This window comes from Actinoplanes sp. NBRC 103695, from assembly GCF_030269485.1.
GTDB lineage: Bacteria > Actinomycetota > Actinomycetes > Mycobacteriales > Micromonosporaceae > Actinoplanes.
In genome coordinates this window covers 47862-63901 of record NZ_BSTL01000004.1, presented here as the reverse complement: position 1 = coordinate 63901, position 16040 = coordinate 47862, and the positions used below count along the sequence as shown (strand labels likewise).

General features: G+C 72.8%; 15 protein-coding genes. All 15 read right to left on the bottom strand.

Features of this window, described 5'->3' with window-relative positions; translation table 11 throughout:
- Positions 1–8: 8 nt before the first annotated feature.
- The gene (locus tag QSK31_RS07200) at positions 9–1184 is read right to left on the bottom strand and encodes a cytochrome P450 (protein ID WP_285682138.1); all 1176 of its coding nucleotides are present in this window, start codon (positions 1182–1184) and stop codon (positions 9–11) included.
- A complete protein-coding gene (locus QSK31_RS07195; RefSeq protein ID WP_285682136.1) occupies positions 1178–2299 on the bottom strand; it encodes a glycosyltransferase in 1122 nt (373 codons plus the stop codon). The genes QSK31_RS07200 and QSK31_RS07195 overlap by 7 nt, the downstream gene beginning before the upstream one ends.
- On the bottom strand, positions 2296–3690 hold the full coding sequence (locus QSK31_RS07190; protein ID WP_285682134.1) for a GNAT family N-acetyltransferase: 1395 nt from the start codon (positions 3688–3690) through the stop codon (positions 2296–2298). The genes QSK31_RS07195 and QSK31_RS07190 overlap by 4 nt, the downstream gene beginning before the upstream one ends.
- Positions 3687–4496, bottom strand: coding sequence for a Wzz/FepE/Etk N-terminal domain-containing protein (locus tag QSK31_RS07185; protein ID WP_285682132.1), 810 nt, complete (start codon positions 4494–4496; stop codon positions 3687–3689). The genes QSK31_RS07190 and QSK31_RS07185 overlap by 4 nt, the downstream gene beginning before the upstream one ends.
- Positions 4493–5659, bottom strand: a complete 1167-nt coding sequence (locus QSK31_RS07180) for a glycosyltransferase (protein WP_285682130.1) — start codon at positions 5657–5659, stop codon at positions 4493–4495. The genes QSK31_RS07185 and QSK31_RS07180 overlap by 4 nt, the downstream gene beginning before the upstream one ends.
- A complete protein-coding gene (locus QSK31_RS07175; RefSeq protein WP_285682128.1) occupies positions 5659–6360 on the bottom strand; it encodes a polysaccharide deacetylase family protein in 702 nt (233 codons plus the stop codon). Before QSK31_RS07175 ends, QSK31_RS07180 begins: the two co-directional genes overlap by 1 nt.
- On the bottom strand, positions 6350–7912 hold the full coding sequence (gene murJ / locus QSK31_RS07170) for a murein biosynthesis integral membrane protein MurJ (RefSeq protein ID WP_285682126.1): 1563 nt from the start codon (positions 7910–7912) through the stop codon (positions 6350–6352). The genes QSK31_RS07175 and murJ overlap by 11 nt, the downstream gene beginning before the upstream one ends.
- Complete coding sequence (locus QSK31_RS07165) at positions 7909–9333, bottom strand: O-antigen ligase family protein (RefSeq protein ID WP_285682124.1); 1425 nt, start codon at positions 9331–9333, stop codon at positions 7909–7911. Before QSK31_RS07165 ends, murJ begins: the two co-directional genes overlap by 4 nt.
- 2 nt (positions 9334–9335) lie before the next feature.
- Complete coding sequence (locus QSK31_RS07160; protein WP_285682122.1) at positions 9336–10628, bottom strand: sugar transferase; 1293 nt, start codon at positions 10626–10628, stop codon at positions 9336–9338.
- Between the two features lie 220 nt (positions 10629–10848).
- Positions 10849–11412, bottom strand: a complete 564-nt coding sequence (locus QSK31_RS07155) for a GNAT family N-acetyltransferase (RefSeq protein ID WP_285682120.1) — start codon at positions 11410–11412, stop codon at positions 10849–10851.
- Positions 11413–11422: 10 nt separating this feature from the next.
- Positions 11423–12844: a serine/threonine-protein kinase gene (locus QSK31_RS07150; protein WP_285682119.1), complete on the bottom strand. Its 1422-nt coding sequence runs from the start codon at positions 12842–12844 to the stop codon at positions 11423–11425.
- Between the two features lie 54 nt (positions 12845–12898).
- Entirely contained in the window at positions 12899–13936 is a 1038-nt protein-coding gene (locus tag QSK31_RS07145) for a hypothetical protein (RefSeq protein ID WP_285682118.1), read from the bottom strand.
- A 221-nt stretch (positions 13937–14157) separates the two neighbouring features.
- On the bottom strand, positions 14158–14475 hold the full coding sequence (locus tag QSK31_RS07140; protein ID WP_285682116.1) for a DUF3349 domain-containing protein: 318 nt from the start codon (positions 14473–14475) through the stop codon (positions 14158–14160).
- A gap of 13 nt (positions 14476–14488) precedes the next feature.
- Complete coding sequence (locus tag QSK31_RS07135) at positions 14489–14800, bottom strand: hypothetical protein (RefSeq protein ID WP_285682115.1); 312 nt, start codon at positions 14798–14800, stop codon at positions 14489–14491.
- Positions 14801–14802: 2 nt separating this feature from the next.
- Positions 14803–16020: an inorganic phosphate transporter gene (locus tag QSK31_RS07130; protein ID WP_285682113.1), complete on the bottom strand. Its 1218-nt coding sequence runs from the start codon at positions 16018–16020 to the stop codon at positions 14803–14805.
- Positions 16021–16040: the final 20 nt, after the last annotated feature.

The window sequence follows — 16040 nt, the reverse complement described above, 5'->3', positions numbered from 1 at the left end:
ACGACTCCCTAGAACGTGAACGGCAGCCGCGCGATCCGGTTGTCGAAGCTCGACGGCGCCATCACCGGCTCCCCGATCGACCGGATCGCGGGCAGCCGGGCCAGCAGCTCGCGGAAGATCGCCGTGATCTCCTGCCGGGCCAATGACGTGCCCAGGCAGAAGTGCGGCCCGCCCCCGCCGAATCCCACATGCGGGTTCGGCGACCGGGTGATGTCGAAGGCGTCCGGGTCGTCGAACACCGCCTCGTCACGGTTGGCCGACGTGTAGAACAGCATCACGTCCTCGCCCGCGCGCAGCGTCACGCCGTCCAGCTCGTGGTCCCGCGCGACCGTCCGGCGGAACTGGATGATCGGCGAGCTGTGCCGCACCACCTCCTCGACGAACCCGGCGCCGTACTCGGCGAAGTCGTCCAGCAGCAGCGCCCGCTGGTCCGGGTTCTCGGTGAGCAGCCGCAGCCCGTGCGCGATCGTGTTCCGGGTCGTCTCCACGCCCGCCACCAGCAACAACGAGAAGAACGACCCGAGTTCGCGGGCGTTCAGACCGGCGCCGGCCAGGGCGGAGATCAGGTCGTCGGCCGGCTCGCGGCGGCGCTGGCGCGCCACGGCGCCGACCACGCGGTGCAGGCGGGCGAGGGCGCGGAGGTTCTTCCCGGGTACGCGCAGCCGGCCGCCCGTCCGCTCGGTGGAGTGATCCACCTGCGCGCGAACCTCGGCACGGAAGCCCGCCGGTATGCCCATCATGTCGCAGATCACCGCGAACGGGAGCCGCCCGGCCACCGCCTCGACGAAGTCGCCCGGCCGCTGCTCGCGAACGTCCTCGGCGATCCGGACCGCGAGCCGGGTGACGTCGCCGGCGATCCGGGTGACCACCCGCGGGGTGAACGCCTTGCTCACCACGCCGCGCAGCCGGGCGTGCCGCGGGTCGTCCAGATTCACCATCGAGTCGCCGAACACGGTCCGCACCCAGCGCGGCGGCCGCGGCGTGGTGACCCCGGTCCCGCTGATGAAGACGTCGCTCTTCCGGCTCGCCTCGACCACGTGCGCGTGCTTCACCAGAGCATGAAAATCTCCAAACTTCCGGGGTACGCCCAGAGCACGCAACTCGCGGAACGCGGCCAGTCGTTCCGCCTCGGGGAGACGCCAGAACGCCGGGTCCGCCAGGTCGTACGCGAACGTGGTCACCATGTCGCGAGCTCCTTCCTGCCGCGCAGCACCGCGGTCGTCTCGGCGGCCAGCAGGTCGAAGGTCAGCCGCAGGTCGTATCGGACGGCGTGCCGGGCGGCGGCGGCGCCCTCCCGCCGGGTCAGGACGGGACTGGTCAGCCGGTCGGCGACCGCCACCGCCAGGGCGGCCGGGTCCTCGGCGGGCACCCGGGCGCCGACCTCCGGGACGACCACCTCGGCCAGTCCCGGGATGTCGCTCACCACCACGCCCCGGCCGGTCGCGTACGCCTCCAGCACGGTCAGCGACAGCCCCTCCCAGCGGGACGGCAGCACGACCACGTCGGCGGCGGCGAGCCACGGGCGGACGTCGGCGCTCGCCCCCGCGTACCGGACGCCTCGGTCCTGGTGAGCGCGCAGAGCCGGCAGCAGATCGCCGTCGCCGACCACCGCGAGTTCCGCCGCCGGGCACCGCCGCCGGATCTCCGGCCACGCGGCCAGCAGCACGTCCTGGCCCTTCTGCCGGGTGACCCGCCCGACGCACACCGCCAGCGGCGCGACCGGGTCGAGGCCGAGCGCGTGCCGGGCGTCGGCGCGGTCCTTGTCGGTGGCCGGCCGGAACCGGGTGAGGTCGACGCCGTTGCGCACCACCGCGAACCGGCCGCGGACACCCTGCGCGCGGCCCTGCTCGGCCTCGGCGTCGCCGACACAGAGGTAGAGATCGGTCCACCGGGCGGCGGCACGTTCCCAGGCCAGGGTGGCTCTGCGCAGCGCGCCCTCGGCGGCCAGCCAGGACCAGCCGTGCGGCTGGAAGATCACCGGCAGCGCGCGGCGGGGCCCGAGCCGACCGGCCAGCCCGGCCTTCGCCGCGTGCAGATGCAGGACGTCCGGGCGGACCCGCTCGACGATGCCGCGCAGCCGCAGCGTCTCGGCGAACGCGTCGGCTCCCGGTCCGCGCACCGCCGGCCAGCGCAGCCGCGGCACCCCGGCGCGTGCCAGATCGTCGGCGAGCCGGCCGCCGTCCGGGCAGGCGACGGTCACCTTCCAGCCGCGGGCGAGCTGGTCGAGGCAGGCGGCGACCAGGTAACCGGCCACGCCGCCGTCTCGCGGCTGAGCGACATGAAGGACGGTGACGGTCACGGCTCGACCGGCCCTTTGCTCTGCTTACCCATCGGAAGCGCCGCCGGCGCGGAACCCTGAGCAGGCGCTTTGCTCTGCTTACCCCCAGGAAGCGCCGCCGGCGCGGAACGCGGAGCAGGCGCTTTGCTCTGCTTACCCCGAGGAAGCGGCGCCTCGCCCGGAGGCAGCGGCGCCGGTGTTCCGGTGCGCCGGCGCGGCGGGCCGTCGTCACGAACGACTCGACCTCGCTTACCTATAGGAAGCAGAGCAAAGGGGCCGCGCCATCGGAGGCGGTCGCGGACCGACTTGACCCAGGGCGTGCGGGTCTTGGCCTCGGCGACCAGGCGCCGGACGAGCAGCACGCCCCGCGCGTAGGCGGCGCCGCGCACGCTGCCCGGGCGGACCAGCAGGAGACGCCGGTTGCGGACCGGGACCGGCCGCCAGGTGGACTTGTGGGCCTCGTCGCCGCGCAGCATGCTCATCGTCGGCAGGCCGAGCCGGTGCGCCAGCGGCAGCGCGTCGGCCAGCAGCATGGTGGTGACGTCGACCCGGCCGCGCAGGGCCGGGTCCACCCCGAAGAAGTAGCCGCCGACCAGGTCGTTGCCGATCAGCAGCAGGGACGAGGCGAGCAGGTCGCCGTCGAAGCGGTACTCCAGCAGCGCGGCCCGGCCGGACCCGATCATCGCGGCGACCGATCGGGTCAGGTGTCCGGCGAACGCCGGGGTCCGGTGCGCGGGGTTGCCGCCGCGGCCCTGCCATTGACGTTCGTGCAGGTCGAGCAGGGCGGCCACGGCCGGACCGGTCGCCGCGGCGTCCACGGCGGTGATCGACGGTCCGGCCTTGCGCAGCTGGTTGAGGCGGCGGCGGACGGTCTTGCGGGAGTGCGCCGGCAGGTCGCGGACCAGGTCGTCGAGGTCGCCGGCGGCCAGTTCCAGGCACTGCGACCCGGGGGTCTCGAAGGTCCGGCCGGGCCAGGCGGGTGCGAGCCGTGACGCGGTGGCCGCACCGGGGCGGGCTTCGCCGAAGTCGGCCACGTGCCAGCCGCGCTCGCGGGCCAGCGCGGTGGCCAGCACCTGCGCGGCGGCCGCGGCGTGCTCGTCGTCGAGCAGCACGTCGGTGAAGTCGGCGAGGCCGCCGCCGAGCGGGCGAAGAATCCCGTGGCGCAGCTCGAAGGCCGCGGCGGCCACCAGCTCGCCGCCGTGCCGGATCAGGTGCACACGCAGGGCACCGCGGGTGCCGTACGAGCGCCACCAGGACTCCTGCCACGCGTACGCCTGGAAGGGTGAAGCCCCGGCGCAGCGCGCGTGCAGTCCGTCCCAGCCGGCGGCGAGGCCGGCGAAGGCGGCGTCGCCGCGGCGGGTCTCCACCGACCACTCGGCGAGGGCGGCCGGACGCGTGATCGACGCGGTCATTTCTCCTCCACCCGGAACACCACGGCCCGCCCGACGACCCGCACCGGCTCTTTCTGTTCTTCCTGCTCCTCTTCTTCCTCCGAGGGGGAGCCGGAGTCGGAGTCCGAGTCCGGGGTCGCGGTCAGCACCGGTTGCTTCGAACGCCAGACGCCCATGTAGCGATCGATCTCCACCGGCTCCGGCTCCTCGGTGTAGGCCTCGTAACGGGCCGGTTCCTCGGTCTGCTGGGGCCGGGCGGACGCGGTGGAGGAGGACTCGCGCCGGCCCACCCCGGCGAGCACGGCCAGCCCGCCGATCAGCAGCCCGGCGGCCGCGCCGACGGCGAGTTCCATCGGTGGCTTCGGCGAGGTCGGCCGGGCGGGTGGCGTGGCCGCGGCGAGCATCGCCAGTCCGACCCGGGTCTCGCCCTTGCGGGTGTCGCCGAGCGCGATCAGCGAGCCGGCCACGGCGTTCGCCACGTTCGCGGTGCGACCGGGCGAGGCGCCGGTCGCGGTGATCTCGATGACCGGCGCGTCCGGCGAGGTGGACGCGGTCACCCGGTCGAGTCCGGCGCGGTCGGCGCCGAGGGTCTTGCCGGCGGTGGCGAGGATCGGGCCGGTGGTGGCGATCCGGCCGTACGCCTGGGCGTAGTTCAGCGCGACGATCGGCTCGGCGCCGGCCCCGATCGTGACCACGTACGCCTTGGCCGTGTAGGTCGGGGTCTTGACCGCCGCGTAGATCGCGCCGGCGCCACCACCGATCAGCATGAGCAAGAGCAGCAGCCCGAAGCGGCGCACCAGCCGCCGCAGGATCTCCCGTGTTTTCACCCGCGTGCTCCTTTGATCTGTACCAGGGGTTGCGTGGTCCGGCGCTGCGGCCGGGCGGCGAGTCGTTCGTAGAGCTGTCCGATCGAGGTGGCCAGCCGGCCGGTGTCGAAGCGGGCCACCAGGTCCGGCACCGGCAGGCGGCGGCCGCGGCGTTCGCCGAGGCAGGCCAGTTCGGCGCGCAGCGTCCGGGGCAGCGCCTCGGGGTACGCGGTGAGCCGCCGCGCGCCGGGGGTGTCCGGCGGGGCGTGGGCGCCGGGCGCGGTGAGCTCGTCCAGTGGCGGGCACTCGGCGTACAGCGCGGGCAGCCCGCAGGCCAGCGCCTCGAGCACGGCCAGGCCGAAGGTCTCGGAGTCGGACGGTGACGCGAAGACGTCCATCGCGCACAACATCTCCCGGGCGTGGCCGACCGCCCCGGCGAAGACCACCCGATGTCCGACGTCGTGCACGGCGGCGGTCTGTTCCAGCGCGGCCCGCGCCGGTCCGTGCCCGACGAGCAGCAACGTCACGTCGGGCACTTCGGCGATCGCCCGGATCAGCCGGTCGAACCGCTTGCCCGGCTCCAACCTTCCGACGCCGCCGATCACCAGCGCGTCCTGCGGGATGCCCAGGCGGGCCCGGGCGGCCCGGCGCAGCCGCGGGTCGAAGGCGAACTCGGTCGCGTCGATCCCGTTGGGCACCACCGCGATCCGGTGTTCCGGCACGCCCCACTCGGCGAGCCGGCCGGCCACCGCGACGGAGACCGCGATGGTGGCCTGGCCGAGTCGTTCGGTGGCCCGGTAGAGCGCGCGGACGCCGGGCGTGGTGCGCCGGCCCTCGATCACGCGGTCGCCCAGCGAGTGCTCGGTGGCCACGATCGTGGGGACGCCGGCGGCCCGGGCGGCGACCCGGCCGAAGAGGCAGGCGCGGTAGAGGTGGGTGTGCACTACGTCGTAGCGTCCGTCGCGCATCAGCCGGCGCAGCTTGGGCAGCACCGACAGGTCGTGGTTGTGCCGCATGGTCAGCTCGTGCACGGCGGTACCGCCGGCCCGGATCGCCTCGGCCACCGGGCCGGGGTTGGACAGCGTGGCCACCTCGCAGTCGTGCGGCAACCCGCGCAGCAGCAGGCGGAGCTGGTGCTCGGCGCCTCCGGCGTTCAGCCCGGTGATGACATGCAGGACGCGCATCAGGCGGCCCGCCCCACGGTCAGGCGGTGGCGGGCGAGTTTCGCGTAGAGGCGGGGCGAGGCGTCCCGGTCGCCGATGAACGTGCGCGGGATGGCGTGCCGCCCGGCGACCGGCGCCGGCCGCACGGCGCAGGCGTAGTCGTATCCGGCGGCGCGCACCGCCTCGACCTCGCGCGCGCCGACCGCGCCGTAGGGATAGCAGAAGCCGGTCACGTCCTGCCCGGACGACTCCTCGAGGATCTCCCTGCTGCGAACCGTGTGAAGTGCCAGATCGTCGGCGGAGGTCATCCGGACGTGCGCGAAGCCGTGCGAGCCGATCTCCATGCCGGCCGCAGCCACGGTCCGGACGTCCTCGGCGGTCATCAGCGCCTTGCGCGGCCCGGGTTCGTCCCACGAGTTGTGACCTCCGAGCGAGCCGGCCACCACGTAAACCGTTGCCGTGAAATCAAAAGCGGCCAGCAGCGGCATCACCTCACCCAGAAAATCGGCGTACCCGTCGTCGAAGGTGAGGCCGACCAGGCCCGGACCCGGCGCGGAGAGCAGGGTCCGCATGGACACCCCGCGCAGCCCGCGCCGCCGCAGCCAGCGCAACTGCCGCTCGAACCGGCGTGGATCCACGGTGACCTGGTAGGGGTCTTCGGTGTACGGCTCGACCGAGTGGTACATCAGCACGAGCGGCATCGGGTTCAGATCAGCGTCCACGTCGGATCCTCCTGAAGAGCTGGGTGGCCTCGTCGACCCCGGCCAGCCGGGCCAGCCCGGCGAACACGGTCAGCACCACCACGCCACCGGCCACGACCTTGATCGGCGCGGCCTGGCCGGACAGCGCGCCGTCGATGAGCCGGCCGGCCACTCCCGCCCCGCCCGCGGCGACCGCGAGGCGCAGCAGGGTAGGCACCATCACCCGTGGTGACGGGGCGAACGAGCGCAGGCCGAGCAGGAGCAGGACCGCGGCGGTGCTGATGCCGAGTCCGTTGGCGGCGGCGATGCCGTACGCGCCGAACGACCGCACCCCGATCGCGGCCACCACGCCGGTCACCACCAGCCCGGCGCCCATCGCCACGGCCGGGTACCAGGTGCGGTCCTCGCCCGCGTAGAACGGCCGGGACAGCGCGGTGACCAGCACGTGGCCGAGCAGGCCGAGGGCGTACACCCGCATGATCCCGGCGGTGGCCGCGGTGTCGGCGGCGGTGAACTCGCCGTGATCGAGCAGCACGTGCACGATGTCCGGGGCGAACACCACCAGGTAGGCGGTGGCCACGAAGATCAGGGCGCTGACCGTACGCAGATCGGCCTCGAGCCGCCGGCGAGCCTCCCCCGCCTCCCCCGCGGCCATCTTGCGGGCCAGCGTCGGGAAGGTGACCGTGCAGATCAGCAGCGCCACCAGCATCGGGATCTGGGCGACCTTCTGCGCGTAGTTCAGGTGCGAGATGGTGCCCTCGGCCAGCGTCGAGCCGAGGAACCGTTCGACGAACACCTGCGCCTGCCGCAGCAGCGTGTAGAGCGTGATCGGCACGAACGCGGCCAGCGCCACGGTGGCCGCGCCGGAACGCCACTCCCGGGGGATCCCGACGTGCCGCAGGAAGCTCGGCAGCTGCACCAGCACCATCAGGACGCTGCCGATCGCGACCCCGGCGGCGGCACTGACGATGCCCAGTGACCCGTGCAGCGTCCACATCAAGGTCAAGATCCCGATGTTGTACGCCAGGTGGATCGCGGCCGGGGCGCCGAAGATGTGGCTGGCCCGCAGCGCCGCGCTGAGGTACCCGGTGAGCCCGAAGGTGAGCACGGTGATCGAGGTCAGCCGGGTGCACGTGACGGCCAGCGCCGGGTCGGCCAGACCGGGCGCGATCAGGTGCACCAGCCAGGGCGCGCCGAGGAACGTGGCGCCGGAGAGCACGACCAGCACGGCCACGATCCGTGGCATGGTCGCGCCCACCACGCGCCGGGTGAACGCGCGGGGGTCGCCGCCGTCCGCCTCGGCCACCGCCCGGCTGAACAGCGGGATCATCAGCAGCGACATGCCGCCCTCGACGACCACGGCGAACGCGGTCTCCGGCACCGTCCAGGCGACCAGGAAGGCGTCGGTGCCGCCGTCCGCGCCGAAGAACCGGGCCAGGAGCAGGTCACGGACGAAGCCGAGCAGCGAGCCGGACAACGTCACGACCAGCGTGATCATGGTCGCCCGGACCAGGGTCTTCTGAATCGGGGTCTTCCGGATCGGGGTCTTCCGGATCGGCGTGCCGGCGGTCATGCGGTCTCCCCGTCAGGTGGGCGCGGGACGATGACGCCGCGGCGCACCACGATCCCGAGCAGGGTGGCCATCAGCACGGTGCTGGGTCCGGCGCCGATGTCGCCGTACATCCAGTCGATCAGCGTCCAGACCATCAGGGCCGGCGCGGCGAGGTCGAGGAAGCGCTCCTCGGTCGCCGGCAGCGTGCGCGGCCGGGTGCGGCGGACCGCGCCGGCGGCCATCGTGACGAGCAGGCCGCCGAAGGCGAGGATGCCGACGGCGCCCTGTTCGCTGAGCACCATGAGGTACTGGTTGTGCGGCGACATCAGCGCCTGCCGGGTCACGCCGGACGTGGGGTCGCCGACGTCGCTGCCGGCCGACAGTTCCACGCTGGAGTAACTGTCCCGGTAGGCGACGAAGTCCTTCATGCCGACGCCGACCACCGGGTGGTCGGCCCAGATCCCGCGGGCGGCGGCCCACAGCGCGTACCGGTCGCGGACCGACTGGTCGGGTGAGCTGCTCACCGAGGTGATGCTGAGCAGGCGCTGGTCGAGCCGGCCGGACGACGGGTCGGCGCTGGTGCCGCCGGCCGACCACAGCAGAATGGCGACCCCGAGGGCCGCCATCGCGCAGAGGAACGCCGCGAGACGCCAGTGTGCCACGAAGAGCAGCACCAGGACCGCGACGACGGTGGCGATCCAGGCGCCGCGGCTGAGCGTGAAACCCAGTGCCAGCACCAGAAAACCGCTGACCGCGAACAGGCCGGCGCGGGGACGGCTGTGCGTCGCCAGCGCGAGGGCCAGGGTGATCACGAGGCCGTAGCCGAGGAGCGCGGCGAGCGCCATGATCTGCTCGGCGCCGAACGTGCCGACCGCGCGGACGAAGTCGCCGCCGTACGAGGCGCCGGTGCCGGTCAGATACTGGTAGACGCCGAACGCGCCCTCGAACACCGTGACCGCGATGATCGCCCCGGCCACCAGCAGCACGTCGAGGCGGTCGCGCAGGGACATCGCGACCGCCACCGGCACCAGGACGAAGATCTCGGCGTACCGGATGAAGCCGACCGCGGAGACGAGGACGTCCGAGGCGATCACGGTGGCCAGCGCGAACGAGGACAGCGCCGCGGCGAACGGCAGCCAGCCCCGGCGGCTGATCGTCCGGTCGCCGCCGATCAGCCGGATCGTCAGCACCGCGACCAGCAGGCCGGCGACCAGGTCGGCGACGGTGATCCGGCCGTCGCCGGTGAGGTTGGAGATGTTCGCGGGCAGGCAGACCACGACGATGCCGGCGACGATCAGGATGCTCGGGCGATTCCGCACCGCCGTGGCCGCGGCGAACAGGACGGCGAGGGGGCTCAACGCGAGCTGCGCGAGGGGATTGTCGCCGCGCGGCCGCTTCCCCGAGCGAGGAGGCGCGGCGAGAAGGTCGTCGAGAGTGGTCATGATCAGACCCTGTGGATGCTGAGCATCGAGCCGACCGTACGCATAATGATCTTGATGTCGAGGCCCACCGACCAGTGCTCGATGTAGTGGTTGTCGAACCGGACCCGCTCCTCGATCGAGGTGTCGCCGCGCAGCCCGTGGATCTGCGCCCAGCCGGTGATGCCGGTCGGCACGCGATGCCGGTCGGCGTACCCGGTGTAGGTGCGCCGGAACTGGTCGACGAAGAACTGCCGCTCCGGCCGCGGGCCGACCAGCGACATGTCGCCGCGCAGCACGTTGACCAGCTGGGGCAGTTCGTCCAGCGAGCTGAACCGCAGCACCTTGCCCACCGGGCCGAGCCGCATGTCGTGGTTGATGTTCCACTTGACCTGCGACTCCAGGTCGGACGCCGGGGTCAGCGAGCGGAACTTGAAGATCGTGAAGAGCTTGCCGTCGCGGCCGACCCGTTCCTGGCGGAACAGCACGCCGTGCTTCCCGGACTCCCAGAGGGTGGCCAGCGCGCAGAGCAGGAAGACCGGCGCCAGCAGCACCAGGCCGGCCAGCGCGCCGACCACGTCGATCAGCCGCTTGATCGCCCAGCTCCGCATCTGGGCCGGCTCCGGGCGCAGCCGGGCGAGCGGGATGCCGCGGACGTACTCGGTCCGTCCACACCCGACGGCCAGCTCGAACAGCCGGGGCACGACGTGCACGGTCACCCCGTAGCGGCGGCAGCGGCGCAACGTCTGCACCAGGTCGGCGTCGGGGATCGCCGGGAACGCGACGATCAGGTGCAGCGGCTTGTACCGGGCGACCGCGCGTTCCAGGTCGGCGGCCGGGGCGAGCACCGGCAGGGTGGGCTGGGTCAGGGCCGGCGGGCCGACGAAGCCGACCGGGGAGATGCCGTACGCGCGGTCGTCCCGCAGCGCGTCGGCCACCCGGACGGCGAAGTCGCCGCTGCCGACGACGATCGCGGCGCGGCCCGGCCGGCGCCGGCGACGCAGGCGGATCAGGCGGTAGCCGAGGACGCGGGCGGCCACCACGGCGGCGAACAGGGCCGGGCCCCAGACCAGCGGGCCGGGCGAGAGGTTCAGCAGCGCGCCGGCGGCGACCAGGACGACGGCGGAGGTCAGGATGCGGGGCAGATCGTCGAGGACGGAGTGGGTCATCCGGGAGCGGTACAGGCCGGCCACCGCGAGGGCGAGGACCATCGCGTACGGCGCGACGGCGCCGGTCACGAAGGCGATCGCGGCGGCGGCGAGGCCGTCGAGCAGGATCAGGAAAGCGGCTTCACCAGCCCCGGCCGCGGCGGCTCTCACCGGCACGACCGGGACGGGTAAGGGGATCGAGGGGCATTCGGTCAACGCCGGGGCGCGGTCGGCGGTCTTGCGACCCCACCGGACCACGGAAGCGAATTGATACACGGTTTCCCCCGTTCGCGATGGCTTCGCCAATGAGGTTCGCAGCCGTACGGGGGGCTTCCACAGTCACAAATGTCAGGTGAAAAGTGAGCGCGTTTCGCGTTCACTGTGACATCTGTCAGATCGCATTCCGCCATTCGTCCAGGGTCAGCGCATATTCGACGTCGCCCAGTTCGTCACCCGGAATCTTGTCCGGCCAATCCGCGTGAAAGGTACGCAGGTAGCGGAGACCCGCCTTCTCCATCACCCGGCGGGACGCGGTGTGCACGGCCATCGTCTCGGCGAAGACCCGCTTCACGCCCAGGTCGGTGAAGGCCTTCGCGATCAACGCGCGGGTGCCCTCGGTGGCGTACCCCTTGCCCCAGACGTCGCGCCGGAACCGGTAGCCGATCTCGGCGCCGTCCGAGGCCGCACGCCTGCGCCCCGGCCGCAGATGGAACCAGCCGACGAACGCTCCGGTGGCCCGCTCCTCGACCGCCCAGTAGCCGAAGCCGCCCGGCCGCGAGTACCAGGACAGCATGTACGGCAGGACGTCGTCCTCGATCTCCCGCTCGCCGGTGGCGCGGCCGCCGTTGAGGTGGAACATCACCTCCGGGTCGCTGTCCAGGTCGACCAGCGCGGCAACGTCGCCGGCCTCGAACTCGCGCAGGCGGAGCCGCTCGGTCTCCAGGAGTACGCCCATGCGCATGACTCTAGGAGATCCCGAACACGGAGGCCTTGACCTCGCCCCGGCCCGAGTTGGCGATGCAGTGCACGAGCGTGTCGGTGGTGCCGGTGAACTGCATCGGCCAGGCGCTGACCTCCCAGCCCTTGACCTGGCTCCGGTCCTTCGCCCGGGCCTCCATGGCGGCGCGGGTGCAGGCCTTCCCGACCACGGGACTGGTCTTGATCAAGTCGGTCTGGTTGCCGTCCAGCGCGCCGGGCGGCGGGTCGATCGCAAGGAACGTCTCCCAGTAGTGCTCCTGGGTGCACTGCGCCCGCCTCGGCATCTCGGCCCGGCCACTCAGCCCCACCAGGCCTCCCCAGCACATCTCCTCGGACGGGCACCAGCCCTGGTCGCACTTGACGAAGTGGGCGGGCACCCGCGGTCCGGCAGCGGCCGCCGGGCCGGTGGCCGGGCTGTCACCGGGATCTTTCAGCTGCCAGACGGCGACCCCGGCGATCAGGACGGCGATCACTGCCACGCTCACCGCGACGATCAGCGGCCAGGGTCGCTTCTTCGGCGCTGCGGTGAAGGAGCCGGGCCAGGGCGTGTGCGCGCTCGGCGAAGGCGCGGCCGGGACGACCGCTTGTTTCTGTGCGCCGGCCGCGGACGATCGGGCCGCCTCGGCCATGGTCGACGCGGACGGCCAGCGCTGCCCCGGATCGACCGCCAGCGCCCGGCCGACCACGGCCGCCACGGCCGGGGGCACGTCGCCGGGGAGCGGCGGGGGCGGCGCCTGGACCCGTTGCAGGGCCACGGCGTACGCGTTGTCGCCCATGAACGGGCGGCGGCCGGCCAGCATCTCGTACGCCGCGACACCCAGCGCGTACAGGTCCGAGAGCGGCGTGGCCGGCTGGCCCATCACCTGCTCGGGCGAGAGGTAGGTCGGCGTGCCGAGCACCGCGCCGGACACCGTCAGCCCGGTGCTGTCCCCGGCCCGGGAGATGCCGAAGTCGGTGAGCACCACGTCGCCGTTGCGCCGGACCAGCAGGTTGGCCGGCTTCACGTCCCGGTGCACGATGCCCGCGTCGTGCACGGCCTGGAGCGCCTCGGCGGCCTGGGCGACCATCCGCATCGCCTCCGGCGGCGCGATCCGGCCGGCCCGGGTCACCGCCTGCGCCAGCGACTCGCCGTCGATGAACTCCATGACCAGGAAGGTCACGCCGGCGTCCTGGCCGTAGTCGTGGATGTTGGCCACACCGGGGTGGCGGACCCCGGCCATCGCCTGCGCCTCGGCCACGAACCGGCGGGCGAAGCCGGCCTGGGCGGCCACCTCGGGCAGCATCGCCTTCACCGCGACCGTCCGGCCCAGCACCTCGTCGGTCGCCCGCCAGACCTCGCCCATGCCACCGGCGCCGACGTGGCCGTCGAGCCGGTAACGCCCACTCAGTCGCATTCCGGGCTGCAGCACCTGATCCCCCTGAAGAGCCGACGCGACATCATGCCACGCGGCTCCTCGACGGAACTAGCGAGTGGTTTCCGCCGCCAGACCCGCCCGGACCAGGTAGGAGATCCGCTCGTAGCGGTTCAGCGCCACCGCGGCGAGGGCGAACGCCAGCAGCGGGGTCAGCGCCAGGATCGTCCACTGGACGCCCGCCAGGTAGATCGGCGAGTTGAACTGCTGGCTGGAGAACATGTAGCCGGCGAAGCCCTCGGACACCAGGACCGCCATCGCGACCACCGGCATGGCCAGCGCGACCATCCGGCGGCGCACCGGCCCGCCCTGCATCCACCAGGCCATGAGGAGCAGCACCGCGGCCGGGAGGTAGAGCAGCACCGCCCAGCGGAAGATGAACTGGCCGTCCATGTTCACGCCGTACTCGAAACCGCCGATGAAGGAGCCCTGGTCGACGCGCCCGTCGAGGATGTAGCCCGCGACCAGCATCGCCACGGCGGTGGCGAACAGCGCCAGGCCCCGCGGCCTCCGTGCCGGTCCGCCCGGCACCAGCGCCACCGACGCCGCGGCGACCACCAGAACGCCGATCACCAGCCACGCCGACAACAGCATCTGGCTGGGCGACGACTCGTACCGGGAACCGACCGTGACGACCTCGAGGGCGGCGGCGGCCGGCGCGGCGACGGCGGTGACCCGGCGCAGGCCGATCAGCGCGGCGACCGTGACGACCAGCCAGGCCGCGGGGTGCAGGAACCAGAACGGCGTCCCGATCGCCTCGTCCAGGCCGGGCCCGCCGGGCAGGACGATCAGCATGACACGACGCACGAAGCCGCCCAGCAGGGCGATCGCGCCGAAGATCTGGATCGCGCGCAGCGCCCGCCGCCAGTCGTCGTCCCGCAGCGAGCCGCGCAGGCTCGGCCGGTCGCGCAGGCGCACCCGGATCGCCCCGCCCAGCAGGTCGGCCCGCTCGCGCAGGCCCGGGCGGCGGCTGCCCGGCTCGGCGCCGGCCATCAGCACTCCCACCATCTCCTCCTCGTACTCCCGGCGGTACGCGACCGGATATGCGGCCAGCAGGCGGCGGTAACGTCCCTCGAGTTCCGGATGCATGGCAGGCATCATATACCGATCATCGGTATATGCCAGACCCGCACCTCGAGTTCCCCTGCGCTCCGCCCTGGACGACGTCGAGGAGTGCGGCCTGATCGTGCCTGATCGTGCCGATCGGCGCCCGGGTGATCGCCGAGGCCCGCCGTGAGGCGGCGGAACGGCGCTGGGCGGCGACCTCCCCGTGCGGGGAGGTCGCCGCCCAGCCGGACCTCGCGTGGTCGTCAGTCGAGCGGCGGGTCGGCCAAGGGCCAGCCGCCGGCGGCGAGGTGGCCGGAGACCCGGGCCACGTCCTCGGGGCTGGCCGGCTTGAGCACCGACTCGCTGATCATCTGTTCGATGTCGTCGGTGGTCACCGGCGCGTCGTTGAGGATCGCGTTGTCCGCCAGGTCCTGGGCGATCGTGCGGACCTCGTCCTCGGTCAGTTTGCGCTGGAGCAGGCCGAGCAGCACGACGTAGTCCTGACGTGGGACACCGGTCGGGTAGCCCTGCCGGAGCCAGTCGACGGCCCGGACGACGAAGCTGGAACGGGGTTCGGTCACCGGAGGCTCCTGATCACTTGTCGATGAGGGTCGGGTATATGTGCTCGAAGCTGAGCGCCTTGCCGAAGCCGGACGCCACGATGAAGACGATGCCGAGCACCACCAGGGCCAGCACGATCACGAACAACAGCCAGCCCAGCACGGTGCCGGCCGGGTTCGCCGCGGGTCCGGCGGTGCCGCTGTCGTGCACCTCGGCGTCGCCGCCCGCGCCCCAGGCCAGCGACCTGATACCGAGCGCGAACAGCAGGGGCAGGCCGGCGCCGAGCACCAGCCCGGCGGCCAGCACCTTCCAGGCGCCGTCGAGGGCCAGTCCGACGTTGTGCATGCTCAGACTCCTTCGGGGACGCGCTCGCGGGTGGCCGCCTGGTCGGCGTCCCACTCGTCGTTGACGTTGTTGTGGTCGACCGGGGTGCGGCGCGACCGCAGGAACATGAAGCCGGCGAGCGCGAGCAGCACGACGAAGACCACCAGGGCGCCGGCCAGGCCGCCGATCAGGTGCCCGAGCCACCACATGACGGCGCCGACGATCGCCGCGGCGGGCAGGGTGATCAGCCAGGCCGCGATCATCCGGCCGGCCACCTTCCAGCGGACCTGCGCGCCGGGCTTGCCGACGCCGCTGCCCAGGATGGAGCCGGTCGCGACGTGCGTGGTGGACAGCGCGAAGCCGAGGTGGCTGGAGGCCAGGATGACCGCGGCCGAGGACGCCTCGGCCGCCATGCCCTGCGGCGGCGCGATCTCGACGAGGCCCTTGCCGAGGGTGCGGATGATCCGCCAGCCGCCCAGGTAGGTGCCGGCCGCGATGGCCAGCGCACACGCCGCCTTGACCCAGAACGGCACCGCTGAGGTGTCGGTCCAGTCGCCCGAGGCGATCAGGGCCAGCGTGATGACGCCCATCGTCTTCTGCGCGTCGTTGGTGCCGTGGGCCAGCGAGACCAGCGAGGCGCTGCCGATCTGGCCCCAGCGGAAGCCGTTGTCGGTGAAGCGCGCGGCCACCCCGGTGACGACCCGGTAGACCAGCCAGGTGCCGACCGCCGCGACGACGCAGGCGATCACCGGCGACATCACCGCCGGTAGCAGAACCTTGCCGACCACGCCGTCGAGCTTGGAGCCGTCGCCGTTCCAGTTGACGCCGGACCAGCCGAGGCCGGCGATGGAGGCGCCGATCAGGCCGCCGAAGAGCGCGTGCGACGAACTGGACGGCAGGCCGAGCAGCCAGGTCAGCAGGTTCCAGACGATGCCGCCGACCAGGCCGGCGAGCACGATCAGGAGCAGGTCGAATCCACCGTTGCCCAGGAGTTCGGCCTTCGGGGCGCCGCTCTTGTCCTGGATCTTGACGACCGCGTTGGTCACGGTGAGCGCCACCTCGACGGAGAGGAAGGCGCCGATGAGGTTGAGGATGCCGGACAATGCCGCTGCCGTCTTCGGCCGCAGCGCCTTGGTGGCGATGGAGGTTGCCATCGCGTTCGCCGTGTCATGGAACCCGTTGGTGAAGTCGAAACCGAGAGCGGTGACGACTACCAGGGCCAGGATGATGGACTCGGTCACTCCCGCATCGTCACGCCGCT